Origin of the sequence: Aquidulcibacter sp., from assembly GCF_049239865.1 — a bacterium.
Taxonomy (GTDB): Bacteria; Pseudomonadota; Alphaproteobacteria; order Caulobacterales; family Aquidulcibacteraceae; genus Aquidulcibacter.
This window is the reverse complement of the sequence record NZ_JBMLTR010000224.1, coordinates 43,530-70,312: the sequence shown is the minus strand read 5'-3', so window position 1 is coordinate 70,312 and position 26,783 is coordinate 43,530. Positions and strand designations below refer to the sequence as shown.

The window sequence follows — 26,783 nt, the reverse complement described above, 5'->3', positions numbered from 1 at the left end:
AGATGTCGTCAAACCGGTCCCACATCCGTTCAGACGTCGTGGCATCCAAGCTTTGCCGATTATAGTCAACAATCCACCAGATGTTGCGCAGATCGTGCTTATAGGCCTCAATCAAGGCCTCATAAATATTGCCTTCGTCGAGTTCTGCATCACCCAAAAGCGCGATCATGCGGCCCATAGATTCAGCTGGCACACGGCCACGGGCGGCCAAATAATCCTGCACCAAAGCGGCAAAGGCCGTTACAGCAACCCCAAGACCGACTGAGCCGGTCGAGAAGTCGACGTCGTCCTTATCTTTGGTCCGGCTTGGATAGGATTGCGCGCCGCCAAGGCCGCGAAACCGCTCCAATTGTTCCCGTGTCTGGCGACCAAACAGATATTGCGCGCCATGAAACACGGGGCTGGCATGGGGCTTTACCGCAACCCGGTCTTGCGGACGCAGCGCTTTAAAATAGAGCGCCGTCATCAAGCTTGTCATAGATGCACATGATGCCTGATGCCCGCCGACCTTCAGCCCATCGCGATTCGGGCGCACATGATTGGCGTTATGGATGGTCCAAGAAGCGAGCCACAAAAGGCGCTCTTCCACGGTTGAGAGGGCGGCTAGCTCGTCTGGCGAGAGCGATGGCTTGGGGACAGGAGCAATAGCATTCATGGCTACACTTTAGCCTTACCCGCCAAATCCCGCCAGTGCTGGTTTCCGGCAACTTACTCAGCAGCAGCGGCCTGTGCTTGTGTCTCGCTGCGCTCAAAGTCCTCAATCGCTTTGGCGCGGGCCTCAGGACTGCCAGTAAAACGTGCCAACAACATGTACACCACGGGAACGACATAAAGCGTCAATGCCGTCGCGCACAGCACGCCGAAAACCACGACCACGCCAATATTGGCGCGCGCTTCACTGCCAGCCCCGTGTGACAAGGCCAGCGGCAACGCCCCAGCAACCGTAGCAACCGAGGTCATCAGGATCGGGCGCAAGCGAAGGTCGGCAGCCTCAGCAATCGCATCGCGAACAGAGCGGCCCTCATCGCGCAATTGGTTGGCGAACTCCACGATCAAAATGCCGTTCTTAGCCGCCAAAGCTACTAGAATAATCAAGCCAATCTGGGAATAAATGTTGAGACTAAAGCCAGCCGCATAGAGCCCGAACAATCCCCCAGCGATGGCTAGCGGCACGGTGATCATAATCGTCAATGGGTGGACGAAACTTTCAAATTGCGCGGCCAAGGTCAAAAATACGATCAGGATCGCCAAAGCGAAGGCAAAGCCGATGGCAGAGCCTGCCTCTTTAAATTGTTGCGACTGGCCCGTGTAGTCGATTTTCATATCGGGCTTCATATCTTCCGCTGCTGTCTCTTCTAACCACTTCACGGCCTCGCCAATGGAATAGCCTTTGTTGAGATTGGCAGTGATTGTGACGGCGCGCAATTTATTCACGCGCGGCAGATCATCTGTTCCACCCAAATTCTTGGTAGTGACAAGATTGGAAAGAGGGACAAGCTCTCCCGTGCGATCAGACCGTACATATATCCGGCCAAGTGCTTCAACGCTTTGCCGCTCGCGGCGATCAACTTGGAGAATGACGTCATATTCTTCACCGTCAGCTGGATATGTACCAACCCGACGCAAGCCCGTGGTGGCTTCCAAGGTGCGACCAATGGATTGGACAGAGACCCCTAGCGCTGCAGCCCGCTCCCGATTGATGGCAATTTCAATCTTGGGCGAAATCGGCTCATAATTCATCCGTATACGGGCAAACCCTTCATTGGCACGACCGCTTGCGACGATTTTTTCAGCAACAGCTGCCAGTTCTAGGTAATCACTGCCGCCCAGAACGATAGAAACCCCATCATTTCCGCCGCCGCCACGCCCGCCGGAAAACGCGTTTTGCATAGAAGCCCGGAACTGCGCGCCTGGAATGCCCGCCAGCTTACGGTTAAGCTCATCTACAATCTCGTTACCATCGCGACGCGTGCCCCATTCGGCCAAGAACACCCGACTAAGCCCGCGGTTCATCCGGTTGGTGCCTTGATCTTGGAAGTTCGGTGCGATGACGAGAGTTCGAGACGCTTCACCGCTTTTGACATATTCGGCGAGCACGGGCTCGATCTTGGCGACAATCTGGCGGGTATAGGCAAAGCCCGCGCCTTCAGGCCCGCTGAATTGCACCGTGATATTGCCGCGATCTTCCAGTGGGATAAGCTCGCTGGGTAGTTTGGCAGCAAAAAATCCTGCCGCCAGAATCGCGACGCCCATGACAGCAAACGCGGTCTTCGGGGCCTTCAAACTCGCCTTGACCGACGTAGCATAGGATGCACGAACGGCGTCAAAAGACTTATCGATAAAAGCGGAAAGCTTGTTGGTCTTGTCTGCCGGACGCAAGAGGAGCGAGCCCATCATAGGGGTCAGGGTCAAGGCTACGAAGGCTGAAATTGTTACGGCAGACGCAATAGTCACCGCTAACTCGACGAACAGGCGGCCGACGAAACCGCCGGTGAACAAGAGCGGCGTAAAGACCGAGACCAAAACGGCTGTCGTCGCGATCACCGCAAACGCTACTTGATTGGTACCGCGCTGAGCCGCGATGAGCGCAGGCTCACCCTGATCAATCCGGCGCTGGATGTTCTCCAAAACTACAATAGAATCATCAACAACCAAGCCAATAGCAAGAACCAATGCCAAGAGCGTAATGAGATTAATTGAAAAGCCAAAAACGCCCAATACGCCGAAAGTCGCAATCAAACACACTGGGATGGTCGCAGCCGGCAAAAGGGCCGCGCGGAACGAGCCCAGAAACAAGAAAATGACGAGGATCACCAAAACAATGGCTTCGGCCATCGTGGTCCAGACGCCAGAAATCGCGCGCTCAATAAAGACCGTTGAGTCAAAAGCGACTACAATTGTTGTGCCTTTGGGCAGAGTTTTAGCAATGACATCGTTTTGCGCTCGAATTGCCTTCGCGACCTCCAGCGCATTGGCATTGGATTGTCGCACGATGCCAAGCCCGACTTGATTGACGCCATTACCCCGAAAAATCCGCCGGTCATCTTCAGGTTCCACGGCCACGCGGGCGACATCCTCAAGGCGCGTTACCCGTCCATCACCGCTACGGCCAATCGGCATGCGCCGAAACTCTTCCGCCGTGCGATAGCCGCGCGCGATGCGCATTGTATAGTCGCGTTCTTGGCCCTCGATTGTACCTGCTGGCAATTCGACATTCTGCGTCCGTAGGGCGGCATCGACATCATCGGGGGTAAGCCCGCGCGCGGCGAGCGCTTCGGTATCCAGCCACACCCGCATGGATTGGCGCAGGCCGCCAAACACGCGAACCGTCGCCACCCCGTCAATCGCGCTCAATCGGTCCACCAAGGTCCGCTCGGCAAAACTTGTCAGTTGGGCGGTCGTCAAATTGCTCGACGCCAAATTGAGGAACATGATTGGATCAGAATCGGCGTCGGATTTTTCCACCTGTGGCGGATCTACACCCTGAGGCAGACGGTTTTGAATCCGGCTAACCGCGGCGCGCACGTCATTGGCTGCCTCGTCTAGATTCCGAGACAACTTAAACTCAACCCGTATGGACGAACGGCCATCGCGGCTCGATGCCTGAATGGAGGCGAGGCCTTCGATCCCTGTCAACTGGTCTTCGATAATCTGGGTAATGCGCGTCTCAACAATATCAGACGACGCCCCACGATATTGGGTAGTGATCGAAACAATTGGTGGATCAACGGCGGGCAGCTCGCGCAAAGGCAGACTGCGAAAGGCGATCAAGCCAAACGCAATCAAGAGCAGACTGGCGACTGTGGCCAGAACTGGGCGTTTGACCGAGACGTCCGCGAGAAACATCAGCCGCCACGCCCATCTGATTTAGCCGCAGGCGCTGCTGCTTTGGTATCCGCCGACTTCGCCCCCGGTGTACCACCGCCGCCAACCGGCTTAATGGCTTGACCGTCCCGCAGGCCGACAAGGCCCTCGGTGATCACCATCGTATTGGCGGGAAGTCCGCTGACAATTTCGGCAAAACCATCGCGGCGCATCCCGATGCTAACCGGAATGCGTTTGGCCTTCTGTCCATCCTTGCCATCGCTTTGGGCGATGAAAACAAAGCTGGCATTACCCTCTTCGAGCAGCGCAACTTCAGGCACTGCCGGCATGCGCCGATCTGGTGTGATCAGATCCACACTCATCAACATGCCTGGACGCAATCGACCGTCGGTGTTTGGAATATAAGCGCGCGCGCGGATGGAGCGCGACCGCGGGTCAATGCGCGTATCGACAAACCGCACGGTGGCTTTGTATAACTGGTCTGGGATCGCGGTAGAGCGGATCGCCACTTCCGTGCCGACTTGTAGCGAGTTTATTCGAGTTTCTGGTACATCAAAATCAACTTTGATCTGCGAGATGTCATCCAAAGTCGCCAACACGTCGCCAGGTCGGGCCAATTGGCCGGGGCTTACGGTGCGCAGACCAATACGTCCCGAAAAGGGTGCGCGAATGATGCGGTCTGACAAGCGCGACTGCACCGAATTGGTGCGACTCGCCACACTTTGAGCCCGTGCGCGGGAAGATTGTGCGCGCTGATCAACGCTTTGAGCGCGACGAGTCAGCGCATTAGCCCGCGCCTTTTGCGTTTCAATCCGCTGAGAGGCCCCCTCCGCCCGCTCTTTAGCTACTTGAAACCGGGACTCAGCGGATTGCAATTGTGCCCGCGCTGAATCCAGGCGGGCTTTGGAGGCAAAGCCGCGATCGGCCAATGCCGTCACACGATCAAAATTCAGCTTGGCTTCACTTCGCACCGCCTCAGCTTCGGCAATTCCAGCTCGCGCTGCTTCAAGGTCACGGCTAACCGCATTGATTTCATTATAGGCTGCATCGGCTTCTGCCCTTGCCGCAGCGGCTTCCTGATAGACGCCATCGGCATCATCAAAAGCGGCTGCAACATCATTGCGTGCGCCACCAAGGTCCGCTGATTGTTCAGTCCGCGCCAAAACGATCAAGATCGCCCCACGTTGCACATTTTGGCCACTCTCAAAACGGACTTCATCAACAACGTCCTGAACTTTGGAGGTAACTGTGATGGATTCGTTGGCCAAAGCGGTTCCGGGGATTTCCACACGATCGGAAAAAACACGCACTTCGGCTTTGGTCAACGTAACATTAGTTGGCCGAGACCCTGCTTTGCCTGCCCCGCCCTTACCTTGGCTCGCAGACGCACCTGCCGTGCCACCCATCTTCGGCTTGCCGAAAAGACCAACTTCCTTCAACAACACGAAGGCAAACATAGCGACAAAAGCCGCCCCCGCCAAAGCAAAGAAAAAGTGTCGTCTTAGAAACTCAGGCAAAACAAATATCTCCGAGACAGGCTTCTCATTGCCTTCGTGACTTTAGTAGCGGAAGTTTAGCGTGCGGGTGAACGCTTTGTCATTATGATCCCTGCACTTTTATCGCTTTTGACGCAATCTGAACGCCGCGTGATCAGATTGACTGCCGCAGCAACACCCAATGGGGCAAATAGGGCAAAATACTTGCTTTTCCAGTCAGAATTTCTGCCACAACCCGACCACAAAGCCACGGTCCGCGCGCGTAGAATCTTGGGACAAGGTCTGTCGCCAGCCAAGCTCAAGGGCTAGCCTGTCAGACAAAGGCCGAACAAAGCTGATTTGCGTCCGGACAATCGCCTTCGTGCAGCCATTGCCATCCCCAAAAGCCTTCACGATAAACTTTTGATTTTTGGCCATGTTGAGCCCCAATGTGGCGTCAAATCGGCCGCCGACGCCAGCCTCCCCGCACGAGCGCGAGGCTGCTTCCACATTGAGCCAGCCCTTATCCCCAAAGCTCTTACCGATCGCAATCCGCGTCTCTACCCCGAAGGCGCGATCACGTTGTTCCCCAGAGTTCGGGATGGAAAAGCCACCAATTTGGGTTGAAACAGCAACAGTTTCGCTGACGTAGAGCTTGCGTCGTGCCGCTACCATCACTTCATCCAATACCCATTCCTCAGATGGCGATTGCACAGCTTGGCTGAGCGAAGGGGCGGCCACCAAGGCCCAACCGCGCTTCAGGCCATATTCTCCATACAGCTCAAATGACGTACCAGGTTGCGCTTGGTCGGTTTTGACTTCGACCAAATTGGCAATCAACACGCCATGATGCGGGGCCGGCAGCCATGCACCAGCAGCCGTAGCCGCGGGTGTAAGCCCGACCCACGCACAACAAAGCCAAGCTGAAAGCTTGGAGCGACTTAAGCGTTGAACCCTGGAGATTGGCGTGCCACCTTGCGCAAGAGGCCCGGCCACGCCAACATTCCGCCAAGTGCCTGAGTAAATGCAGGTTTGACTTGCTGGCCTACCCGCTCCTCCATCGCCTCATCACAGGTCAAAAGCTCTCCACCCGCTTGGGCGAGGACCTGCATCTTGCAAGCGCGTTCTAGGTAAAACATCCGCATGAAGGCCGACGCGGCAGACTCACCAACCGTCAGCGTTCCGTGGTTACGCAGTAACATAAAGTTCTTGGTGCCAATATCTTTCACCAAACGCTCGCGCTCATCAAGGTCGAGGGCAACGCCTTCGTAATCATGATATGCAAGGTCCGCCGTACAGGCCATCGCCGTTTGCGAAATTGGCAAAAGACCGCCCTTTTGCGCGCTTACGGCAACCCCAGCGTCGCTGTGGCAATGAATGACGCACATCGCATCCTCGCGGGCAGCGTGAATCGCCGAGTGAATGGTAAAGCCAGCTGGATTGATGAAATATGGCGTCGGCTCAATGACATTGCCATTTAAGTCGACCTTCACCAGCGAAGAAGCTGTAATCTCGTCAAACATGAAGCCGTAGGGATTAATCAAGAAGTGATGATCCGGTCCTGGCAGGCGCAAAGAGATGTGCGTGAAAATCATATCATCCCAGCCGTAAAGCGCGATCAAACGATAAAGAGCCGCGCAATCGACACGCGCGCGCCACTCTGCATCGTCAACTTTTTCACCGTAGATTGGGGCAGCGCTGGCCATCATACCAGTTAAAGCAGGCGCTGCGCCTGCGGGCAAAGCGGTACCACCCTGCGAGCTTGAATTCTGGGTATGAGCATTCATTAAACGTTACCTCCACGACCGGGACAGCACTCTTGCCCCACTTTGATTTTGGGTCAAGTTACCTGCAGAAACTCTGCATTCTTATGAATGCCGTTTACATTCTGGTAACCACACCAACACTACCCATCATAACGCAATGGGAAACAATAGCACCAATCATCCCCTAATTTCGCTCGCAGAAAACAGTTCGCGCGAGGCCAGAGAGGCATTGGTAGCTGCTACTGCCGCTCAGTTCCTCGATACGGGCGAAGAAGCCAGTTTGATGGAGCGGACATTATTCTCTGATATCCTCGTCAAACTCTATAATTTTGCGCGGCAAGAAGTTCGTTTGAAGCTGTCGGCAACTTTGGCAATGGCGGATTGGGCCCCGATCGAGTTGGTTCGGGAACTGGCCTTGGATTCCTTCGATATCGCGCAACCAATCCTAGCCTTCTGTCCCATTCTCAATGACGATATTCTTGTTGAGGTAGTCAAAGCCTGCGGCTTTGAACATCGCATGACGATTGCCGAGCGTTCGTGCATTGGCGAGATGGTCTCTCACAGCCTGATTGAGACGGAAGACAAGAAAATCCTCAGCAATTTGGCATCAAATGTGACGGCTCGGATCGCCGCAAGTGATTTTGAGCGCGCCATGAATGTGCTGTCTGATACCCCAGACTCACTTAATTCCCTCATTACCCGTCACGACTTGCCCCCTAGCCTGGTTGCTGCTGCTTTTGCGATCGCCGGCGCAGAAGCCCGTGACGTCATCACCGCTCGCGTATCCCCACGTATTGCCAGCCGTTTGGTAAATGTTGTTGCTGAATCGACAGCGGAAGCCGCTTCACAGGCCACGAAGAGTCTCTTCCATCATCCCATGCCTGAGCGTGTCGTCGAGACCGTTCGCAAGACCACGCGCAATTTAGATGTGAAGCCAACCCCCGGTTTCTTGGTCGCAGCTTTGATGCGCGGAGAGCGTGAGCATTTTGTGCGCGGCATCGCCCGTATCTTGGAATTGCCCGTAGCGGGTGTCAGCCGGAAACTCGTGAGCGCTGAAACTGAGAGCATCGCGCTTGCAGCTCGGGCGGCTAATTTTGATTCCTCAATTGTCAGAACTATTTACGAGACTCTAGAGGTGCGTTCGATTCCGTGGACCATCGGGGACGATCGCACTGTCGCTCTCGTCTGGATGCGTTGTTCGCCCGGCGCAGCGCGCACTGCCTTTGCAAAAGGCATGACCAACTAATAAAGAGTAGAAGCCGCTCTCTTCTCGTTCTAGAGGGATGGTTTGCCTTTGGTTGGATAGAGTCCATGACGACTTCGCGTAGACGCCTTGAACGCATTGCTTTTGTTGCCAGCGCGCGACCGGAGGCACGCGAAGCCATGTTGCGCATGCGTCATCTTTATGGCTCGGTTAAAGAAAGCGATGCCGATGTAATTGTAGCCCTCGGAGGCGATGGCTTGATGCTGGAGACCCTCAGACGGCATATGGATGACGGCATACCCGTGTTTGGTTTAAACCAAGGCACAATTGGCTTTCTGATGAATGATTACCGCGAGGGCGATTTACCCGACCGAATCGCTGCAGCCAAAGCATCGGTCATCCATCCATTGCGTATGTCCACCGTTCAAGTTGATGGCCAAATTCACGATCATGTTGCCATCAATGAAGTATCTCTCCTACGTCAAACCCATCAGACCGCGAGATTGCGGATCGTAGTGGATGAAGCAGAGCGACTGAATGAGATCATTTGTGACGGGGTGCTGGTTGCAACACCTGCTGGCAGTACGGCCTACAATCTCTCGGCCCATGGCCCGATTTTGCCGTTAGGATGTGGATTACTCGCACTGACACCGATCAGCGTGTTTCGTCCTCGCCGGTGGCGGGGTGCGTTACTTCGACGAGAATCACATGTGCGGTTTGAAGTCTTGGATGCAGACTTACGCCCAGTAGCAGCCTCTGCTGACAGCCAAGAAGTCCGCAATGTTGCTAGCGTTAGCATTCGAGAAGATCGTTCGCGCAGCATGGTCATGCTGTTCGACCCGGATCGATCCTTGGATGAGAGGATGTTGGCCGAACAATTTGCGCAGTAATTCAATCTGTTTGCTCATACGACTCTAAGTACCCTTAGGTATCTGCGCACAACAAACAGACCAAGTTTCGCTCTTTCATAATCTATTAAACGCAATTTGATAGGTATTCATTTAGAGTGGAGTTTAAGATGTCCAGCCAAGACGACCAAGTTGAATTTATCTCCCCACCTAACCGCTTGAAAGCGAAATTGGGTAATCGTCTTGGCGGGTTCGACGCCGCAGCGATTGCTCGAGCAGAAGCGGCTCTGGCATCCATGTCTGACCAATTTGGCGGTTGGCTGAATGATGAGCTGGTCAAGCTTGAAGCGGCTTATGCCGTTGTAAACAAGCAAGGGTCGGGTGAACATGAACTCGAAGAATTTTACCGCCGTGCGCATGACTTGAAGGGCTTGGGTTCTACCTATGGCTTCCCGATTGTCTCGCAATTTGCGGCATCCTTGTGCAAGTTGATCGATAGTCCTGAAGGTCGCGCCCAAGCCCCGCGTCAAATTCTGGACGCCCATGTCGGCGCGATCATTGCAGCGGTGAAGCAAAACATCAAAGATAGCGATCATCCGATCGGCAAAGCGTTGTTGATCGAGTTGCAGACGCAGGTGAATCGCTACGCAGCTGGCCAGTAAACAACACCAATCTTTTCCAAGAAAAAACCCGGCCATTTGGTCGGGTTTTTTCTTTGGCAATACGCGTAAAATTGTCCCGACCGATCTGACTGCCGCTTAAGGCCTGACTGCTAGCACAGTACTGGTTCTAACTTGCCAGGATGTGGATCAGGGTCGAGACGATGGTATCGCAAGTGGTTTCCTTGGCACGCGTTGAATTGCTTTCAAGCCTCGCTGCGGGCGAAATCCAACTCGCTTTTCAGCCACAAGTCGATCTATCCACCAAAGAAATTGTCGCCTTTGAAGGTGTCGCCCGCTGGCACCACCCAAAGCTTGGCATATTATCCCCCGGCCTTTTCTTCAGCCTCGCAGCCAAGGAAGGCCTCATTGGCGTGATGAGCCGAACGCTTGCCGCCCAAGCTGCACGCGCCGTCTATACTTGGCGCAATCATGGCCATGCCATTGATGTCGCTATCAACATCTCCATGACGGACGTTCTGGACCCTAGCTTTGGTCGAGATCTAACCGCTTGTGTACTGAGTGAAGGTGCGCGACCGGAGTGGATCATCCTCGAGATTGACGAAGAGGAATTGACCTGCATCGGCAGTCAAGGCTTCGCCTGTTTGGAGATATTGGCCGGCTTTGGCTTCAAAATCGCTCTAGACGCCAAGGGACCACCAAGTCTTGCGCTCGACAAACGGGCGCGCGCCCTCTTCTGCCAGCTTAAGTGTGGTGGCTCAACGATGCTAACGGTTGCTAGCCGCCTTCATTCTGTCGGTGCCAGCGCCTTTATGCGCCGAATTCAAGCGGCTCAAGCCGCCGACATTCCGGTTGTCGCGGTCGGGGCAGAAACCGCCAAGGCGATCCGGCAATGCAATCAGATTGGCTTCACCCGGCTACAAGGACATTTTGTTTCGCCGCCTTTAAGTTTTCAGGCAGCCTCAGAAATGCTGCGCGAACAACCGTCTGGGCTGGAACGCGGTGATGAAGCAATACCAAAGCCAAGAGCTGAATTACGAGCTTTGGACACGTCATTAGAGACCGTGCAAGCGCAAGACCAAACTGATTTGGTTCCAAGCGACACACACACCCCCCTCCAGCTTTTCAGCCTAGAAGAGTTGACGGATTTGGCTCAAACCAGCTCCGAAGCGGCTTAACCGACAGCGACGCGCTTTTCTTCAGCCTCTTCCCGCACATAGTCGAGCTTTTCGAGGAGGTAGTTCAAATCCTCGTCCGGGATAGACTGGAACCGTGTCAGGACGCGCTCAATCATGCGCTTGCGGAAGCGGATACGATCGTCAGCCGTGCCGTCAAACTCGGTCTCATGCAAGACTTCGATCGCTGCCCGGAAAGCCGGATAAAGGCTTGGCGGCATGTTGGCTCGCTCGAAGATCGCGCGAAGCCCCATGGTGCCGCCATCATGAACCAACAGCCAAGCTTTGTTGTGCGGAATGCCTGCCAGTTCAGCAAAGGCATATTCAACCAAACGCACTTCACCCTGGCAAAGCGCGCGTAGCACAAAGCTGGGGGTCAAGCGGCCATTGAGATGCAATTGCTGGACATATCGCTTCATGTCGGCCTGCAAGCCAGCCTGCGCGATCAAATCAATGCCAGCGCGCTCACGCGTGTTGGTGGCTAGATCGATTGCCATTTGCGGCGGCATGGCATGCTTTTCGACCAAACGATCAAACAATTCACCCGTCAAGCGCGCTGCTAACTTTTCAGAAACCAGCACAGGCAAGATCGGCCGCTCAAGCATTGCCTCTTGCAAGGCTCGCCCAGTTGGGAAACGGTCCAGGGCACGGGTCATGCCTACATCATTGAATTCGGCAGCTTCATTATGAAGCGCTTCAATGATAGCGCCATCCACACCAAAGGTGCATAAAGCCGTGGTGACCGCCTCCGACAAAGTCTCACGACGGGCGATTGCATATTGGCGAGCAGGCTCTGCCGATTCAAGAATTTCAACCAGATCCTCATCACTGAGTACTGGTGAACTTTCCAGCAGTGGCACTGCAATCGATTCAATATCGCGCGCGAGCTTTGATGCAATTTCTGGAGGAAGGTTTGGCGAAGCCTTCAAGGTCACGGCCAATGCACGGCGCACGCGCTCAGCGGCGCCTGTGACGACAATCTGCAAGATTTGCTCAGCATATGCGCGTTCTTCATCGGTCAAGGTCACCGTATCGATACGTCGACACAGCCGATAACAGGCCAAAGCGCGATCCTCATCGGTATCGCCTTTGATTAAGGCCCGAATGTCTGCTTCACTCAGATTTACGCGTAGCGTTGAAACGCCCATGACACATCGCTCCCAGAACCACATTTGCCGTGATTCGCAACACAGCTAAGGTGCTCTGTTAGGGTTAATGGCGTCTTTACACAGGTAAACACTTGGGCTGTTGTGATGCAGGTCGAGTATAAAAATCAGAATCTAAAAATCAAAATCTTCGGGGAAACACATCATGCTGCTCACGGGTCTCAAAGTCATCGAATACGCCACATACATCGCAGCACCAGGTGCCGGTGGCTTGATGGCCGATTGGGGAGCGGACGTAATTAAGATAGAACCGCCCGGTGGCGATCCGATCCGTCGCTTCTTTGATACCATCGGCTCTGATATCGCGGAGAACCCGGTTTTTGACCTCGATAATCGCGGCAAGCGCTCCATCATCATTGATACTGCACAGGACGAAGGCCGCGATTTGGTGAGGAAATTGGTAGCAGACGCCGATGTCTTTATCACCAATGTGCGTCCGGGCGGCCTGACACGCGCGGGTCTCGACTATGCCGCTTTATCAGCCGTAAACCCCCGTTTGATCTACGCCAATGTCACTGGATACGGACTAGAGGGCCCCGATGTGGACCGCGCTGGCTTTGATGTGGCTGCGTTCTGGTCGCGCTCTGGCTGGGCTCGGCTGACGGCGCCGAAAGGCGTTGAGCCCTTTCCGATCCGCACCGGTGTCGGAGATCACATCTGCTCGCTTTCAACCGTTGCCGGCATTTTGGCGGCAGTACATAGCCGTCACAGCACGGGTAAGGGGCAGCATGTTGATGCATCCCTCCTGCGCGCCGGCACATATACATTGGGCTCGGATATGTCGATCCAGATGCGTTTTGGCCGGCTGGCGTCGACTCGCCCTCGCCCTGAGGCCGTCAATCCACTGGCCAACTTCTTTCAATGCCGCGATGGTCGCTGGCTGACTCTCCTGCCCCGGCAAGGAACCGCCGATTGGCCGGGCTTCTGCAAAGCCCTGAGCCTTGAAGACCTGCAAAACGATCCCCGTTTTGCCACTTCGAAAGCACGACGAGAGAATGGGCCAACCTTGGTTGCCTTGATGGATGAGGTTTTCGCGTCCCGCGACTTCGCCGATATTGCGACCCGATTAGACGCCCACGATCTCGTCTGGGCTCCCGTGCAAAGCCCCGCTGAAACCGTCGCCGACCCGCAATTCTTGGCCGCCGGTGGCATGACCCAGATTGAGGATGGGCAAGGCGGTTCTAAGGCTTCTCCCTCAGGGCCAATTCGCTTCCCCGGCATCCCAGAGGCGACCAAGCGGCCGGTGCCCACACCCGGCAAGGATGCACGCGCGGTCTTGGCCGAGGCAGGCTTTAGCGAGAACGAAATCGAAGTCCTTCTGGCGAAGAATACAGTCGCTGAGAAGCTCTAGCCCCCTGTGGTCGCCTGTTCACGGACAGGCCACCATAAGGGGCCAACGGCGACTAGCAGCACCAGCATATTGAACAGAGCATTGGACGGATTGCCCGAGGCAATCGACCCAGCACTGTCTAAACAAAACCACGTCAGAATGCCCGCCAGTGCGGTACGTCGGACGGCCTCTGGCGCATGATCATAGACCCAAACTGATAAGCACCAGATCATCACGCCCCAGCCTGCCAAAAATCCCCCCGTGAGCGCTGAAAGAAAGCGGGTATCGGGAGAGGTGTAGGTTGTCCCGCCATCCAATGGCCAACTGAGCAGATCCAAGGTCCATCTGGCAGGCTCAAGCGTCGCCGCCATGGTTCCTAAAAAGAACACCGGACCAAATGAGCCCACGACCACAGCCGTGACTTTCAGCCAGAATTTATGGAAGGCGTGGCTCATCGCCCTCACCCGGTTGGCCATTGCGCGAGGATAGTTGCTGCATCGAAATAGTCCCGCCAATAGGTGATCAAGCCATCTTTGACTTCAAAGACCCCAGTCACCGGCAACTCGACCCATTTGTCTTTCAGACGATGGCGATCCAGCCGCTCTAAAAACACAATCCCGCCGCTGGCAGACTCCCGCAGAATTCTGAATTCATTCTCCAGAGTTGGCGAAAAGAAGGGCTCAAGCACGGCGCGAATGCCCTCAGGCCCCGTGACTTCGCCAATGGGCGGGGGATTAATATAGACACAAGTTGGCGAGACGAGAGCTAAGGCAGTGTTATAGTCCAAAGGCTCCATCGTCTTTAAGAAGCGGCGGACAATATCGAGCGCTTGGGTGCTTGTATCTGTCATAATGTTCTCCTCTCGGGTGCGAACCACAACTTCACCGAGATCGGCAGCGCGTGCAATTACGTCGGGGGTTATTGCGAGCGAGCTTGCGCCGCGGCGCGGAACATGGCCTCGGTTTCTGAGTCTGCTGGAAACAAAGTCTCGAGTCGCAATTCATCGGCCGTAATGTCCTGCGCTGTCCCAAAGGTGGCTACAACAGCAAACATCGAGACCTTGAGACCGTGAATGTCCATATTGAACGGGATAACGGGCACCAGCGAGGCCTCTGCTGCAGACCATAAAATATGTGGATCTTGATAGGGGGCGAGCTCCTCCAAGACTGCCTTCATGTCTGTCCCTGCCAAGGCTTCCGCCTCGCGCTGTGCACGTTGCCACATCAATGGGCCAACTGCCGCCCAATTGGTGACGAAGGGCCGAATGCCGTCTGGATGAAAAAACAAGCGCAACAGATTGCGACCCTCACCACCGACCCGTGACCAGATGTCATCGCCCAACATGGCATTTAACTGATCGAAAGATTGGTTGGACAAACGGACATTCCAAGCCCGGTCCAACGCAATCGCGGGAAAAGGCTCATGCGCTGTCAGCATCATCCGGATAGCAGCCATGACTTGCCCCATTTGCGGGTCATCCAATTCACGGGTCTTAAAGATGGGCGCAAAGCCGGCGGCGGTCAGCCAAGCATTTCGGTCGCGTAGCGGGACTTCCAATGTCTCGCTCAATTGTAGGATCATATTGCGACTAGGATTGGCCCGGCGCGATTCTAGAAAACTGACGTGTCGTTGCGAAACACCAGACATAAGTGCCAGATCTAATTGGGATAAGCGGCGCTTTTGTCGCCAGTCGCGTAAAAGCTTGGCGAAGTTGCCATCGGCCTCGGCCTGTCGGGTTTGAACAGTGATTGTCATCGAATATCTCCCGCCTGCCCGCTGAAACTGACATGACCGTGCAGGCAATTCAATGATGTGAGAGGTAATTGCCCGCTAGCAGAAACGGGATCAATCTGCCGCCCATCTGTTTGGGGAGGTTTTTCATGTCTGCTTTCTGGCGCGCCTATTTCGGCGCATTTTGTGCATCCTTGGTGTTGTTCGGCGCAGTCTTGTGTGCCGGTGCATTCGCGCCGACAAACGGGCCGGTCTCCCTGCTCATCAAGACTCTTTCTGGAGGCAATGCAGCAAACTTTGAGCCTGCCCTGCGCTTTAGCTTGGGTCTTATGGGCGCGCTGACGATTGGCTGGGCAGTTATGATTTATGGCGTGATGCGGGTGGCCTTCACATTGGGCCCGCAGGGCCGACCGCTATGGGACGCGATTACCGCTGGCCTGATCAGTTGGTATGTCATAGACGGAATCTGCTCGATCGCGACAGGCTTTGCCCTCAACATCATCCCCAATACCGCTCTGGCAGCCATGTATCTGGTCGGCCTTACCCAAAGTGGGGCAATGAAGCGCTGAATGGCTCTTCTGCTTCAGTCACAACATAGGACATCCAATGAACGCGCTCAGAACCCCCGAAGACCGCTTCGAGTCCCTGGTCGATTTTCCCTACAGGCCACAGTATGTGACTGACCTTGCAGGCTATGAAGGCTTGCGCGCGGCTTATGTGGACGAAGGCTCAGTTGAGGCAAATCAAGTCTTCTTATGTCTCCATGGCCAACCGACTTGGAGTTATCTCTACCGGAAAATGATCCCGGTGTTTGTGGCCTCGGGTGGCCGTGTGGTTGCGCCTGACCTTTTAGGCTTTGGACGATCCGATAAGCCTGAAGACGAAGAAATCTATGGCTTTGATTTCCATCGTAACTTCCTGATCGCATTGATCGAACGGCTTGATTTGCGCAATATTACCTTGGTCGTGCAAGACTGGGGCGGGCTGCTGGGCTTGACGCTGCCGGTAGTGCCACGTGTGGCCGCGCGCATTTCACGCCTCATCATCATGAACACGACGTTAGCAACAGGCCATCCGCCCAGCGACGGGTTTATGGCTTGGCGCGCCTATTCCGGTTCCCGTCCAGATTTGGCGGTCGGTGCGCTCATGCAGCGTTCGACCCCGCAATTGAGCACAGATGAAGCGGCTGCCTATGACGCACCCTTCCCTGATGCCAGCTTCAAAGCGGGGGTGAGAGCGTTTCCCAAGCGCGTCATGACCGACCCAGATATGGCTGGCGTTGACGTTTCGCTGGCCGCTAGGACATTCTGGGCCGAACACTGGCAAGGCCAAAGTTTCATGGCTTGGGGCGCGGCGGACCCCGTCTTTGGGCTCGACATCATGAACGACATGCAGCAACTGATCCGGGCCTGCCCGACCCCAATGATCATTCGCGACGGCGGTCATTTTTTGCAAGAATGGGGTCAGGAGATAGCTGAAGCAGCGCTGAGGAGCTTTGACGCTGGCCTTGGTCGGGCTGGCTAAGGACGCGATACAATCAGCCGCAATTGACAGGTGATAAAGGCTTGGTCACGCAAGTGGCCATATTTTGTATCCCAAGTGCCATCTTCAAGGTCGGCAGAAAGCTGGGCAACAAAACGGTCTTCAACACCGTCGGCTAAGAAGTTCCAAGCACTTTGAGAGCGCCGCACAGCCTCCACCAGAAAAGCCTCGGGTCGCCCATAAAGCGCAACCTGAAAACGATCGGTGCAATCAAGCGCCACGGGCAAGTGGATGACTTGGCACGCCCCGCCAAAACCCGCTTCGATCCGCTCAAGGCTGGGATAGCGCCTTTGTTCAACGAAGCGCATTTCCGGCACATAATCAAACATCCAGAAGTCAGTATGGGCCTCGGGATCAAAACTCATCACCAAGCAGGGCCCCCGCGTCACGCGGCGCATTTCGACCAAGCCTTTCGCGAGATCAGGCCAATGATGGATAGTCAACATCGCCATACTTGCTTCAAATGATAGGTCATCAAATGGGATGGAGTCGGCTGTCCCTATGAGCGCTGGGGCTAAATTTAGCGAACGTTGGCTGCGCATTGTCGCCGAAGGCTCGATCGCAACCACATAGCGATCCACTGGCTCATACGATCCCGTGCCAGCTCCTAGGTTTAGCACCGTGCGCGCATCGCCCAACGCTTGATGGACTAAAGCCTCGATCCGTGGATCAGACTTTCTAATTTGGCTGTAGGCTTGGGCCTGACGGTCATAATCGGCAATTGTATCGCGCATACAACGTTCAAAGCGCAGACCAATCCAGAAGGCAAGAGGCCTATAAAATCGAAAGACCGGCCACCCTCGGCAGCCGGTCTTCCAAATTAGGAATGATCTCTAACTCTACTCGTCCAAGCGGCGCTTAAACGTCTCCGGCAAGAAGAATAGCCCAAGGATTGCTGTCAATCCGGCAATCAGAACGGGGTACCAAAGGCCGTAATAAATGTCCCCTGTTGCCGCAACCATGGCGAAGGCCGTGGTGGGAAGGAAGCCGCCGAACCAACCATTGCCGATGTGATAAGGCAAAGACATGGAGGTGTAACGGATCCGGCTTGGGAAAATCTCCACCAAGAGGGCCGCGATTGGTCCATAGACGGCGGTTACCAACAGCACCAGATAAACCAAGATGGCGATCACCATTGGCTTATTCATGGCAGCTGGATCGGCTTTGGCGGGATAGCCTGCTTTGGCCAAAGCAGCTTTCACACTATCCTGATAGGCTGCAATAGCCGCCTTCTTATCGGCCCCTGTCACTAAAGCTGGATCAGGTGCCGTGAAGGTTTCACTGCCGATCTTGATCGAGGCAATTGTGCCTGCAGGTGCATCGACCTTCGAATAGCTGACACCGCTTTTGGCCAAGTAGGATTTGGCAATGTCGCAGCTCTTGGTGTCGAACTTATTCTTGCCCACAGGGTCGAACTGAACCGAGCAATCGGCATTATTGACGACCACGGTTACTGGCGCACTCGCCTGTGCCTGTGCCAAAGCTGGGTTGGCGGCTTTGGTCAAGGCATGGAAGGTTGGGAAATAGGTCAGCGCTGCCAACGCACAACCAACCAAGACGATAGGCTTGCGACCAATCTTATCAGACAACCAGCCAAAGAACACAAAGCCCGGGGTCCCAGTCATCAAAGCGATGGCGATCAGGATATTGGTGCTAGCCCCATCGACTTTCAGCATCTTTTCCAAGAAGAATAGTGCGTAGAATTGGCCTGTGTACCAGACGACTGCTTGACCTGCGACCGCGCCAAAAAGGACGATGATCACCCACTTCAGATTGCCCCATTTGGCAAACGCTTCGGTCAAAGGTGCTTTCGATGTTTTGCCTTCGTCCTTCATCTTTTGATAGACAGGGCTTTCGTTCAGTTGCATGCGGATCCACATGGATACAGCCAGCAGGATCATCGAGACGAGGAAAGGCACACGCCAGCCCCAAGCCTTGAAGACTTCCTCACCCAGCAATGTGCGGGTGCCAATCACGATCAAAAGGGCAGCAAATAGGCCCAAGGTCGCTGTGGTCTGGATCCAGCTGGTATAGAGGCCACGTTTTCCTTCTGGCGCATGTTCGGCGACATAGGTAGCTGCACCACCATATTCGCCGCCCATTGCGAGGCCCTGCAAGAGGCGCAGGCCGATCAAGATGATGGGAGCTGCGACGCCGATGGTGGCATAGGAAGGCAAAAGACCGACCGAAAAGGTTGCCAGGCCCATCAAGCCCATGGTCACCAAGAAAGTGTTTTTCCGGCCAACCATGTCGCCAATTCGGCCAAACACAAGCGCCCCAAATGGGCGGACAGCAAAACCAGCCGCGAAAGCACCAAGAGCGAAGATGAAGCCCGTTGTTTCATTCACGCCCGAAAAGAATTGGGCGGAAATATAGGTAGCCAGCAGGCCATACAGGTAAAAATCATACCACTCGAAGACGGTGCCGAGCGAGGATGCCGCAATCACCAGCTTCTCATTCTGCCCCTTCGCCGGAATAGCCGCTTGGCCTCCAGCAGTTTTAGGCATGGGTTCTATGTTAGCCATGTCTCTCTCCCTCCATTTTTTCCAGTTAGAAACTATACTTCGCCAATAACTCGAGCCTGTCGAGTGAGCCGTCCGCGCCGCTAACGACTTCTCGAACGCCGTGGCGATACTCTGCTCCCAAATCCACGCCTTTGACGGGGGAGTAGAATAGATTGGCCGAGACGCTCCAAGCCTGCTTGTTGAAATTGGCTAGGCTGGCCAAAGCCAGTCCACTGTCATAATCGACCGTTTGGATACTGCCGGTCAGCGTGGAGCGTAGTTTGGGTGTCCAATTGACCTTAAGGGCCGAGTACCCACCCAGAATATCGACATTTTTGAGCTGGCCAGTCGCAGGCACAAAGACGGCATCCGGGGCAAAATTTAGGCCGACATAGCGACCAATGCCGGTGCCATAGGTGGCCATGAACTTCCACTCATAGCGCTTCGCAGCATCCAAATTGACCTTACCGGTGACGCTAACCCCATAGCCTGAAGACGTGTCGCCAATCGCACCATTGTCGACTGACAAACGCCGCGCGATCCCTGCGACCGAGATCTCACCAGCAGCAAAGCTATGGTTCAATCGAACGATGAAGTCTGGCACCGAGTCATCGTCATTCTCAATCAGGGCGGGCGAACCAAGATTAGCACTTGCGGTTTCAGGGTTTTCCACCGCGACATGCAACGTAGTGGTTTTGCTCAACGGATAAGAATAACGCACCAATGCCTGCCGGGCGAAGACAATGCCTTCTGTCGGGCCAATATAGTCGGTGGATTCCGGCAAGGTCGCCACATTCTGGAAGGTCGTCCAATCCTCGCCAAAGGTGAAGCGGTCATATTGTATATAGGCGCGGCGCAGCGCGAAGTTATAGCCATTGGTGGTGCGCTCATTGCCCTGGGTACCAGGTGAAGTTTGGAAATCGCCTTCGACATAGCCCTTTAACGTGTGACCACTGATCGCAGTTTCGGTGGTCAGCCATAGGCGGGTCTGCTTGGCATTAAAGTCATTGTCTAGGCTTTCTCGCTGGCCGCCAATAGGCGTGGACTGGGGCAAATAGAAGTCTCGCCCCAAATTGCCGGTCGCCACATCGCCATCATTCCAACGCGTGAAATCCACGGTCGTCTTAAAGAACCCGCCCAATTTCACCGTCGTTGCGCCAACTTTAAAACCGTCAGCCGTAGCAGTTGGTCCGACAGGAGCAGCCGCTGGCGTGACATGAATTGCGGCAACGCTATTTGCCAACTCTGCCGTTTTGGCCTGGGCGAGTGCCGCATCTGCGCGCAGTTTCTGATTCTCTGCCTGCGCACTGGCAAGCTCTGTTTGGACGGTGCCAAACATCCGCTCTAAAGCTGCAATTCGCGCCTCAAGCTCTTGTTCCTTTGGTGTATCCGCTTGCGCGGAAGTGGCTGCAAGGGCAAAAAGGGCAATGCCTGACAGCAAGTGATGACGCCGTTTGATCGTAAGCATGGTGGTTCCCTCGGTCGTTGTTTTGACAGGCCGCAACCGTTACAAAGCGGGCCCTTGGGTCTAACCTCTCAGGTCACAGCTCCAGGCGATAGCTAGACTTTAGTCGTAGTCCCGATAGACTTTGGTCTAGGGTGCGGTGCGCGCGAAAAGACTTTAAAAAAGACCGAAACATCGCCCAGTCAGATGGGCCGACGAGGGAGACGACCATGGTAGCTGTTTATCCAGTTCCAGCCGAATGGGCTGAAAAAGCACGCATTACGGAACAAGGTTATCGTGAGGCCTATGCTGCATCTATCGATAATCCCGATGCGTTCTGGACCACGGAAGCCCAACGCCTCACGTGGATAAAGCCCTTTACCAAAGTCAAAAATACCAGCTTCAACGAAGCCGACTTCGGCATCAAATGGTTTGAAGATGGTGTGCTCAATGTTTCCGAGAATTGTCTCGATCGCCATCTAAAGGATCGCGCAGACCAGGTGGCGATCATCTGGGAAGGTGACGAACCGAGCCAATCACGCAAGATCACCTATCGCGAGTTGCATAGCGGTGTATGCCGGCTGGCCAATGCAATGAAAAATCTCGGCGTAAAAAAGGGCGATCGCATCACGCTTTATCTGCCCATGATTCCCGAGGCTGCAATGGCCATGCTGGCCTGTACGCGGTTGGGCGCGATTCACACCATCGTCTTTGGTGGCTTCTCTCCTGAAGCATTGGCAGGACGCATTCAAGATTGCGATTCCAGCATTGTGATTACGGCCGACGCCGGAATGCGCGGCGGCAAGACGGTGCCTCTCAAAGCCAATGTCGACGCAGCCCTCACCCATTGCACATCGGTTAAGCATGTGCTGGTTATTCAGCACGTCGGCAATGAGATCACGATGCAAGGTGATCGCGACCATTGGTATCATGAGGCAATTGCAGGCGTTTCAGATGTCTGCGCACCTGAGCCCATGAGCGCCGAGGATCCTATGTTCATCCTCTATACCTCTGGCAGCACGGGCAAGCCGAAGGGCGTTTTGCATACAACAGGCGGCTACCTCGTCTGGGTAGCCATGACTTTCTCCTACATCTTCAACTATCAAGATGGGGAAGTCTTCTGGTGCGCTGCCGATATCGGTTGGGTGACGGGCCATTCCTATGTCGTCTACGGCCCACTGGCGAACGGCGCGACAACGTTGATGTTTGAGGGCGTGCCAAATTATCCAGACTTCAGCCGCTTTTGGAAGATTGTCGACAAATATGAGGTCAACATCTTCTATGGTGCCCCGACAGCGCTGCGCTCGCTGATGCGCGAGGGCAATAGCTATGTCACCGCCACCTCGCGCAAATCCTTGCGCCTTTTGGGCAGTGTGGGTGAGCCGATCAATCCTGAAGCTTGGGAATGGTATTATCACGTCGTCGGCGAAGGCCGCTGCCCGATTGTCGATACTTGGTGGCAGACCGAAACGGGCGGCGCGATGATTTCGCCCTTGCCCGGCGCGATTGCCCTTAAACCTGGCTCCGCCACTTTGCCCATGTTTGGCGTGAAAACGGTATTGCTCGATAGCGAGGGCAAAGTCCTCGAGGGGGCAACCGAAGGCAATCTGTGCATCACCGACAGCTGGCCCGGCCAAATGCGGACCGTTTGGGGTGATCATGACCGTTTCTTCCAAACTTATTTCTCAGCCTATCCGGGCTATTATTTCACGGGCGACGGCTGCCGCCGCGATGAGGATGGCTATCACTGGATTACAGGTCGGGTCGACGACGTTATCAATGTTTCGGGCCACCGCATGGGCACCGCAGAGGTGGAAAGCGCTCTTGTCGCCCATGCCAATGTGGCAGAAGCCGCTGTGGTCGGCTTCCCGCATGATATCAAGGGTCAGGGCATCTATGCCTATGTGACCTTAAATGCCGATGCGACCGAGAGTGACGAGGTGCGCAAAGCCTTGATCCAATGGGTACGCAAGGAGATCGGTCCCATTGCAACGCCTGACGTGATCCACTTCGCGCCGGGGCTGCCCAAAACCCGTAGCGGAAAAATCATGCGACGGATCTTGCGTAAGATTGCCGAAGGCGATGTGTCCAGCTTGGGCGATACCTCCACCTTAGCCGATCCTTCAGTCGTTGATGCGCTGATCGCCTCGCGGTAGCGATCATGACACGCACTATCTTGATCGCTGACGACCACCCCCTATTCCGCCAAGCGCTAGCTATGGCGGCAGGCAATGTCGCCAAGGATGCGCGTCTGGTTGAGGGCGCCACTTTGGCTTCCGCTTTGCGAGAGGCCCAAGCTGCCGACGACTTGGCGCTCATCCTTTTGGACCTTAAAATGCCGGGGGCAGAGGGCTTTTCAGGGGTGGCGCTTCTCCATGCTGAAAAGCCGGAGGTGCCGATCCTTGTGGTTTCAAGCGAAGCAGCGGCAGGAACGGCACAAAATGCGCTTCGCTTTGGGGCAGTAGGCTTCATCGGCAAGGATTCGGACTTATCCGTGATAGAGGCGGCCATTGCCGACGCTTTGATTGGCAAACGTTTGGCTGCTCCGGTCGATCCGCTGCTCGACCCCGTTGCGGCTCAGATTGCGAGCCTGACCCCGACGCAATTGAAAGTAATGCTAGGCGTCATGCAAGGCCGTCTCAACAAACAAATCGCATTTGACCTTGGATTGAGTGAAGCGACGATCAAAGCCCATATGACCTCAATCTTAAAGAAACTAGACGTGCAGAACCGGACCCAAGCGGTCTTGGTTGCCAAGGCTCTCGGACTCGCGCCCGCCTAGATCGGGCGAAACCTGTGCCAGCCAGAGATCGAGTGCTGCTGGATCAACCGGCTTACGGAAAACCTCCACCTGCATCGCCTGCGCACGCTCCAGAAAATCCTGAGGCGAGGCTGCTGTCGTGAGCGCAAAGCGGGCTTGGGGATGGTGCGGACGCAGGGCCTCAATGACATCGAGCCCAGTCTGATCGCTGCCCAAATGAAAATCGACCAATGCACAATCAAATGCCGCTCTGAATTGCATGGCTGAAGTTGCATCACCAGCACATTGATAGGCATAACCCCGACTGTCCAGAAAAGCGCGCATCGCTTCCTGATTGGCTGGATCATCTTCCACCACCAGAATTTTCAAAGACGGACTGACCTTATGCGGCTGGGGCGCAGATCGCGGGCTAGCAAGGGGTACCTCAGTTTGGGTTTGGGTCGCCGCATCCAAAGTCACACTGAACCGGCTGCCTTGTCCTAAATTGGAGGAGAGCGAGATTTGTGCATCCAGCACGCGCGCCGTGCGCTCAACAATGGCGAGGCCAAGGCCGATCCCGCCACCATCGGCGTGTGGTAAACGCTCAAACTCACGGAAAATACGGCCATGATCGGCCGGCGCAATACCGGGGCCGGTATCAATGACATCGAGGCGAATGGACTGCCCACGCGACCGCATCGCCACCACAATGCCGCCTTCACGGGTATAACGAATGGCATTGGATAAGAAATTTTGCAGGATAGAGCGCAACAAAATCGGGTCGGTTTCGACTTGGCGATCGCGCCCAAAAAGCCTGAGTTGCAGCCCTTTCTCCTGCGCCAAAGGCATCATCGTATCGACAAGATCACGCAAAAGCGGCTTCAAATTGATGCGCTCAATCGAAGCGACCACCCCACCTGCATCTAGTTTGGAGATATCCAGCAAGGACCGCAGCAATGTATCCGCTGACTGGATCGATAGATCCAGTTTACGCAACAAATCTTGATCGCCACCGCCAATTTGTCGCGCCAACGCCGATGAAAAAAGCCGTGCGGCGTGAATAGGTTGCAAGAGGTCATGACTGGCTGCTGCAAGGAATCGCGTTTTTTCGGCATCTGCCGTTGCAAGCGCCTGATTAGCTTCGCGCAAATCTTGCGTGCGCTCTTCCACACGGGCTTCCAATTCAGCGCGCGCACGCCTTAAGCCTGCCAATGCCTCCGCTTCGGCAGTGATATCGGAAAAGCACATGACATAGCCGCCACTGGGCATCGGGCCACCGACGGTCTTTATCACTCGGCCATCGGGGCGTACGCGCTCAAAGCTATGCGCTTGCCCACGGCGCATATGGGTAAGACGGCGCTCGACGTGACTTTCAATTTCTCCGGGACCACATTCCCCGCGTTCAGCATTGAATCGAATGAGTCTGGCAACCGGGGCACCAACAAAGACCATCCCATCAGGATAATTGAAGAGAGACAGATAGCGGCTGTTCCATGCGACGATATTAAGGTCGCGGTCGACCACGCTGACGCCGGGATCGATATGTTCTAGCGTGGCGGCCAATAGGTCTTTTGAGAAACGCAGACTCTGGCCCGTTTCATCCAATAGCCGAGAAACTTCATCGGCAGACAAGCGCGCGCCAAAAAGCCGCGAGCCTATAAGCGCGCGCGCCGAGGGCAAGCCCACTACGCCAGCAATCAAGCGCTCGGCCTTGCGTGCACTGGCTTGGCTGACCCCTGCCCCATCTTTAAGATTGGCAAAAGCTTCTTGGGCCAGATTCGGACCAACAAATCTTGCCACTAAGGCCTTCAGATCCTCAATGCGTGCTGATTGCAGGGAAGAATCCGGTGTCGGCGAGCGCAGAAGACCGGGAAGCGCACTGGTCTGGACCCGGCGTGCAGTCACCAACAGATAGACGGCTAGGTTAAGGCCCAAGCTCCACATCGCTCCATGGCTGATGGGGCTCAAATTACCGATGCCAAATAAATGATAGGGATTGAAAAGACTGGTCGATATTTGGGCCAGAATTTGGGGACCCAGAAGCTGTGGCAGGGCCAAGGTGTAAAACCAGACAATTAGGCCTGCGATCAAACTATATCGTGCGGCAATGGCGTCCCGGTTACCGCGGTACACCGCCAGTATTAGGACCGGCACAAACTGCGCCATCGCGGCAAAGGCCACCAAACCAATCGATGCCAGTCTTTGATTATCGGGTATGGCGAGCGCCCACAGGAGCGCAAACACCATGATGGCGGCGATGGCCGCGCGCCGAACCAGCAGCATCAATTTGCCGAAATTGCGCGGCCCATCGCGGCCATCGCGCCCCAACAAAGCGGGTGCCACCAAGTCGTTGGATACCATCGTGGATAAAGCAATCGTCTCGACTAAAACCATGGCAGTCGCCGCCGAAAAACCGCCCAAAAAAACAATCATTGCAAGCACATGCGCGCCTTCGCTCATAGGCAATTGCAAAACATAGAGATCGGGCCGCGCTGTATTGGGCAAAAGCGCAATGCCGGCGGTCGCCAATGGTACGACCACCACCAGCGTCGCCACCATGTAAAACACAAATGGCCAACGCGCTTGATCCACGTCACGGCTCGATTGGGCGGCAATCACCATGAAATAGAATTGGCGCGGCAAGGCGATGATTGCCGCCATCGACAAGAGGGTGATGATCAAAAAGTCCGCATTAATGGCTCGCGGGCTAAATGTTGTCGCGAGGGTGTGTTGCGTTCGGGCAAGCACGTCGGGCGGCGCTTGCAGCAGTAATGCCAATGCAAATCCCGCAACTGCCAGCAGTGCGGCCAGCTTAAAGAAGGATTCAAACCCTGCAGCAAATAGGACGGCATCGTTGCGGGCCGAGGCTTCATAGCGGCGAGTGCCATAGAGCATCGCCCAGCCTGCCAACAAAATTGCCGCGCAAACGAGGATCAAGGGCGAATTCTGCGCGCCCGACACCAAGACATAAGTACTGCTCAAAGACTTCAACTGGAGCGCGATATAAGGGACCGCTCCCAATAGGGCCAAAAGCGTGACTAACGCAGCCACGCTCCGGCTGGAGCCAAACCGCCCACCAATGAATTCAGAAATGGAGTTTGCACCATCTGCTTTCACGGCCTCAACCATGCGCACCAGAAACTTGCGGCCAAGGATGAAAACGAGGATCGGACCAAGATATATGGGCAAATAGGCCCATCCGTCGGCAACGGCACTGCCAACCGCACCGTAAAAGGTCCAGCTGGTGCAATAGACACCCAAAGCGAGGACATAGGTCGGTCGGCGCAAGTGCGCCTTCAAGCGCTGGCCGCCCCGCCCTTCAGCCCAAGCCGCACAGGCAAATAGAAGCGCTGCATAGCTTAGGATGATGATTAGCGGCAGTGAGCCTTCCATGATCCCCCCAGATCCACAGG

The 26,783-nt window shown here is 55.2% G+C and carries 22 protein-coding genes; 9 read left to right on the top strand and 13 right to left on the bottom strand.

Annotated elements, in window-relative coordinates; genetic code table 11:
* From ACOVRA_RS16970 to ACOVRA_RS16950, 5 genes are all read right to left on the bottom strand, one after another.
* Nucleotides 1–655: 1-deoxy-D-xylulose-5-phosphate synthase N-terminal domain-containing protein (locus ACOVRA_RS16970; protein WP_421721319.1), on the bottom strand; the 655-nt coding region annotated here is incomplete at its 3' end.
* Nucleotides 656–708: 53 nt separating this feature from the next.
* The gene (locus ACOVRA_RS16965) at nucleotides 709–3,846 is read right to left on the bottom strand and encodes an efflux RND transporter permease subunit (protein WP_421721318.1); all 3,138 of its coding nucleotides are present in this window, start codon (nucleotides 3,844–3,846) and stop codon (nucleotides 709–711) included.
* Nucleotides 3,846–5,282, bottom strand: a complete 1,437-nt coding sequence (locus ACOVRA_RS16960) for an efflux RND transporter periplasmic adaptor subunit (protein WP_421721317.1) — start codon at nucleotides 5,280–5,282, stop codon at nucleotides 3,846–3,848. The genes ACOVRA_RS16965 and ACOVRA_RS16960 overlap by 1 nt, the downstream gene beginning before the upstream one ends.
* 255 nt (nucleotides 5,283–5,537) lie before the next feature.
* Complete coding sequence (locus ACOVRA_RS16955) at nucleotides 5,538–6,143, bottom strand: hypothetical protein (RefSeq protein ID WP_421721316.1); 606 nt, start codon at nucleotides 6,141–6,143, stop codon at nucleotides 5,538–5,540.
* Between the two features lie 98 nt (nucleotides 6,144–6,241).
* Nucleotides 6,242–7,009: a class II aldolase/adducin family protein gene (locus ACOVRA_RS16950; protein ID WP_421721323.1), complete on the bottom strand. Its 768-nt coding sequence runs from the start codon at nucleotides 7,007–7,009 to the stop codon at nucleotides 6,242–6,244.
* 286 nt (nucleotides 7,010–7,295) lie between these two features.
* On the opposite strand from ACOVRA_RS16950, the gene ACOVRA_RS16945 reads away from it, so the two are divergent.
* The 4 genes from ACOVRA_RS16945 to ACOVRA_RS16930 all read left to right on the top strand — a co-directional run bounded on the left by ACOVRA_RS16945 (nucleotide 7,296) and on the right by ACOVRA_RS16930 (nucleotide 10,916).
* Nucleotides 7,296–8,312 (top strand): DUF2336 domain-containing protein, encoded by a 1,017-nt coding sequence (locus tag ACOVRA_RS16945; protein WP_421721315.1) that lies wholly within the window; start codon nucleotides 7,296–7,298, stop codon nucleotides 8,310–8,312.
* A 65-nt stretch (nucleotides 8,313–8,377) separates the two neighbouring features.
* Nucleotides 8,378–9,160 carry an NAD kinase gene (locus ACOVRA_RS16940; protein ID WP_290804304.1) on the top strand — a complete coding sequence of 261 codons (783 nt, stop codon included), beginning with the start codon at nucleotides 8,378–8,380 and terminating at the stop codon, nucleotides 9,158–9,160.
* Between the two features lie 128 nt (nucleotides 9,161–9,288).
* Nucleotides 9,289–9,780, top strand: a complete 492-nt coding sequence (locus ACOVRA_RS16935; RefSeq protein ID WP_290804301.1) for an Hpt domain-containing protein — start codon at nucleotides 9,289–9,291, stop codon at nucleotides 9,778–9,780.
* Nucleotides 9,781–9,941: 161 nt separating this feature from the next.
* Entirely contained in the window at nucleotides 9,942–10,916 is a 975-nt protein-coding gene (locus ACOVRA_RS16930) for an EAL domain-containing protein (RefSeq protein WP_421721314.1), read from the top strand.
* Here the strand turns inward: ACOVRA_RS16930 and ACOVRA_RS16925 are convergent.
* Nucleotides 10,913–12,061 carry a DUF2336 domain-containing protein gene (locus ACOVRA_RS16925; RefSeq protein WP_421721313.1) on the bottom strand — a complete coding sequence of 383 codons (1,149 nt, stop codon included), beginning with the start codon at nucleotides 12,059–12,061 and terminating at the stop codon, nucleotides 10,913–10,915. The genes ACOVRA_RS16930 and ACOVRA_RS16925 overlap by 4 nt on opposite strands.
* Nucleotides 12,062–12,224: 163 nt before the next feature.
* Here ACOVRA_RS16925 and ACOVRA_RS16920 point away from each other — a divergent pair, with 163 nt between their 5' ends.
* A complete protein-coding gene (locus ACOVRA_RS16920; RefSeq protein WP_421721312.1) occupies nucleotides 12,225–13,430 on the top strand; it encodes a CaiB/BaiF CoA transferase family protein in 1,206 nt (401 codons plus the stop codon).
* On the opposite strand, the gene ACOVRA_RS16915 is transcribed toward ACOVRA_RS16920, so the two are convergent.
* From ACOVRA_RS16915 to ACOVRA_RS16905, 3 genes are all read right to left on the bottom strand, one after another.
* A complete protein-coding gene (locus tag ACOVRA_RS16915) occupies nucleotides 13,427–13,864 on the bottom strand; it encodes a hypothetical protein (RefSeq protein ID WP_421721311.1) in 438 nt (145 codons plus the stop codon). The two genes, ACOVRA_RS16920 and ACOVRA_RS16915, sit on opposite strands and share 4 nt — an antisense overlap.
* Before the next feature lie 5 nt (nucleotides 13,865–13,869).
* Nucleotides 13,870–14,259: a limonene-1,2-epoxide hydrolase family protein gene (locus ACOVRA_RS16910; protein WP_421721310.1), complete on the bottom strand. Its 390-nt coding sequence runs from the start codon at nucleotides 14,257–14,259 to the stop codon at nucleotides 13,870–13,872.
* Between the two features lie 68 nt (nucleotides 14,260–14,327).
* The gene (locus tag ACOVRA_RS16905) at nucleotides 14,328–15,164 is read right to left on the bottom strand and encodes a helix-turn-helix domain-containing protein (protein ID WP_421721309.1); all 837 of its coding nucleotides are present in this window, start codon (nucleotides 15,162–15,164) and stop codon (nucleotides 14,328–14,330) included.
* A gap of 125 nt (nucleotides 15,165–15,289) precedes the next feature.
* Here ACOVRA_RS16905 and ACOVRA_RS16900 point away from each other — a divergent pair, with 125 nt between their 5' ends.
* Nucleotides 15,290–15,709 carry a hypothetical protein gene (locus ACOVRA_RS16900; RefSeq protein ID WP_421721308.1) on the top strand — a complete coding sequence of 140 codons (420 nt, stop codon included), beginning with the start codon at nucleotides 15,290–15,292 and terminating at the stop codon, nucleotides 15,707–15,709.
* A gap of 37 nt (nucleotides 15,710–15,746) precedes the next feature.
* Nucleotides 15,747–16,664 carry a haloalkane dehalogenase gene (locus tag ACOVRA_RS16895; RefSeq protein WP_421721307.1) on the top strand — a complete coding sequence of 306 codons (918 nt, stop codon included), beginning with the start codon at nucleotides 15,747–15,749 and terminating at the stop codon, nucleotides 16,662–16,664.
* On the opposite strand, the gene ACOVRA_RS16890 is transcribed toward ACOVRA_RS16895, so the two are convergent.
* From ACOVRA_RS16890 to ACOVRA_RS16880, 3 genes are all read right to left on the bottom strand, one after another.
* Nucleotides 16,661–17,416, bottom strand: a complete 756-nt coding sequence (locus tag ACOVRA_RS16890; protein WP_421721306.1) for a class I SAM-dependent methyltransferase — start codon at nucleotides 17,414–17,416, stop codon at nucleotides 16,661–16,663. The genes ACOVRA_RS16895 and ACOVRA_RS16890 overlap by 4 nt on opposite strands.
* Nucleotides 17,417–17,521: 105 nt before the next feature.
* Nucleotides 17,522–19,189, bottom strand: coding sequence for an MFS transporter (locus ACOVRA_RS16885; RefSeq protein WP_421721322.1), 1,668 nt, complete (start codon nucleotides 19,187–19,189; stop codon nucleotides 17,522–17,524).
* A gap of 43 nt (nucleotides 19,190–19,232) precedes the next feature.
* Entirely contained in the window at nucleotides 19,233–20,654 is a 1,422-nt protein-coding gene (locus ACOVRA_RS16880) for a DcaP family trimeric outer membrane transporter (protein WP_421721305.1), read from the bottom strand.
* 206 nt (nucleotides 20,655–20,860) lie between these two features.
* Between ACOVRA_RS16880 and acs the strand changes: the two genes are divergently transcribed.
* Nucleotides 20,861–22,786 (top strand): acetate--CoA ligase, encoded by a 1,926-nt coding sequence (gene acs, locus ACOVRA_RS16875; RefSeq protein ID WP_421721304.1) that lies wholly within the window; start codon nucleotides 20,861–20,863, stop codon nucleotides 22,784–22,786.
* Between the two features lie 5 nt (nucleotides 22,787–22,791).
* Nucleotides 22,792–23,412 (top strand): response regulator, encoded by a 621-nt coding sequence (locus tag ACOVRA_RS16870; RefSeq protein WP_421721303.1) that lies wholly within the window; start codon nucleotides 22,792–22,794, stop codon nucleotides 23,410–23,412.
* Here the strand turns inward: ACOVRA_RS16870 and ACOVRA_RS16865 are convergent.
* A complete protein-coding gene (locus tag ACOVRA_RS16865; RefSeq protein WP_421721302.1) occupies nucleotides 23,347–26,763 on the bottom strand; it encodes a PAS domain-containing hybrid sensor histidine kinase/response regulator in 3,417 nt (1,138 codons plus the stop codon). The two genes, ACOVRA_RS16870 and ACOVRA_RS16865, sit on opposite strands and share 66 nt — an antisense overlap.
* Nucleotides 26,764–26,783: the final 20 nt, after the last annotated feature.

Excerpts from the sequence above, each read along its gene's own strand:
- ACOVRA_RS16950 (WP_421721323.1), bottom strand. The coding sequence starts at position 7,009 with ATGATGGCCAGCGCTGCCCCAATCTACGGTGAAAAAGTTGACGATGCA.
- ACOVRA_RS16865 (WP_421721302.1), bottom strand. The coding sequence starts at position 26,763 with ATGGAAGGCTCACTGCCGCTAATCATCATCCTAAGCTATGCAGCGCTT.
- ACOVRA_RS16935 (WP_290804301.1), top strand. The coding sequence starts at position 9,289 with ATGTCCAGCCAAGACGACCAAGTTGAATTTATCTCCCCACCTAACCGC.
- ACOVRA_RS16880 (WP_421721305.1), bottom strand. The coding sequence starts at position 20,654 with ATGCTTACGATCAAACGGCGTCATCACTTGCTGTCAGGCATTGCCCTT.
- ACOVRA_RS16940 (WP_290804304.1), top strand. The coding sequence starts at position 8,378 with ATGACGACTTCGCGTAGACGCCTTGAACGCATTGCTTTTGTTGCCAGC.
- ACOVRA_RS16925 (WP_421721313.1), bottom strand. The coding sequence starts at position 12,061 with ATGGGCGTTTCAACGCTACGCGTAAATCTGAGTGAAGCAGACATTCGG.
- ACOVRA_RS16920 (WP_421721312.1), top strand. The coding sequence starts at position 12,225 with ATGCTGCTCACGGGTCTCAAAGTCATCGAATACGCCACATACATCGCA.
- ACOVRA_RS16870 (WP_421721303.1), top strand. The coding sequence starts at position 22,792 with ATGACACGCACTATCTTGATCGCTGACGACCACCCCCTATTCCGCCAA.
- ACOVRA_RS16910 (WP_421721310.1), bottom strand. The coding sequence starts at position 14,259 with ATGACAGATACAAGCACCCAAGCGCTCGATATTGTCCGCCGCTTCTTA.
- ACOVRA_RS16895 (WP_421721307.1), top strand. The coding sequence starts at position 15,747 with ATGAACGCGCTCAGAACCCCCGAAGACCGCTTCGAGTCCCTGGTCGAT.
- ACOVRA_RS16885 (WP_421721322.1), bottom strand. The coding sequence starts at position 19,189 with ATGCCTAAAACTGCTGGAGGCCAAGCGGCTATTCCGGCGAAGGGGCAG.
- ACOVRA_RS16915 (WP_421721311.1), bottom strand. The coding sequence starts at position 13,864 with ATGAGCCACGCCTTCCATAAATTCTGGCTGAAAGTCACGGCTGTGGTC.
- ACOVRA_RS16960 (WP_421721317.1), bottom strand. The coding sequence starts at position 5,282 with ATGTTTGCCTTCGTGTTGTTGAAGGAAGTTGGTCTTTTCGGCAAGCCG.
- ACOVRA_RS16890 (WP_421721306.1), bottom strand. The coding sequence starts at position 17,416 with ATGCGCGATACAATTGCCGATTATGACCGTCAGGCCCAAGCCTACAGC.
- ACOVRA_RS16930 (WP_421721314.1), top strand. The coding sequence starts at position 9,942 with ATGGTATCGCAAGTGGTTTCCTTGGCACGCGTTGAATTGCTTTCAAGC.
- ACOVRA_RS16905 (WP_421721309.1), bottom strand. The coding sequence starts at position 15,164 with ATGACAATCACTGTTCAAACCCGACAGGCCGAGGCCGATGGCAACTTC.
- ACOVRA_RS16965 (WP_421721318.1), bottom strand. The coding sequence starts at position 3,846 with ATGTTTCTCGCGGACGTCTCGGTCAAACGCCCAGTTCTGGCCACAGTC.
- ACOVRA_RS16900 (WP_421721308.1), top strand. The coding sequence starts at position 15,290 with ATGTCTGCTTTCTGGCGCGCCTATTTCGGCGCATTTTGTGCATCCTTG.
- acs (WP_421721304.1), top strand. The coding sequence starts at position 20,861 with ATGGTAGCTGTTTATCCAGTTCCAGCCGAATGGGCTGAAAAAGCACGC.